Raw genomic sequence first — 544 nt, 5'->3', positions numbered from 1 at the left:
GTCCGTGGCCGTGCCGATTCCCGACAACCCCCTGGGCCACACGCTGGTGTACGTCGTGGACACCGGCCGGGGCCCGGTGCTGGTGGACACGGGCTGGGACGACCCGGCCTCCTGGGAGGCGCTCGCCGAGGGGCTCGCGGCGTGCGGCACCTCGCCGGCGGACGTGCACGGCGTGGTGATCACCCACCACCACCCGGACCACCACGGCCTGTCCGAGCGGGTCCGGGAGGCTTCCGGCGCGTGGGTCGCGATGCACGCGGCGGACATCGCGATCGTACGGCGCACCCGCGAGGCCCCGCCGGAGCGCTGGTTCGCCTACATGGCGGCCAAGCTGGAGGCGGCCGGCGCCCCCGAGGACCACGTGGCGCCCCTGCGCGCCGCGCGCGGCCGTACGCTGCCGGGCCTGGCCCCCGCCCTCCCGGACCGCGAGATCGTCCCCGGCGAACTGCTCGACCTGCCCGGCCGCCGGATGCGCGCCGTCTGGACCCCGGGCCACACCCCCGGCCACGTCTGCCTGCACCTGGAGGAGGACCACCCGGCCGGA

At 77.4% G+C, this 544-nt stretch carries 1 protein-coding gene; it reads left to right on the top strand.

The window, feature by feature from the left end:
- Positions 1-544 (top strand): MBL fold metallo-hydrolase (locus IE249_RS35805; protein ID WP_229857159.1); only part of this gene is annotated, 544 nt, incomplete at both ends.

Source organism: Streptomyces anandii JCM 4720 (genome assembly GCF_014650655.1).
Taxonomy (GTDB): domain Bacteria; phylum Actinomycetota; class Actinomycetes; order Streptomycetales; family Streptomycetaceae; genus Streptomyces; species Streptomyces anandii.
Note: the sequence above shows the minus strand (reverse complement) of the source record. Positions and strands in the feature narration are given on the sequence as shown.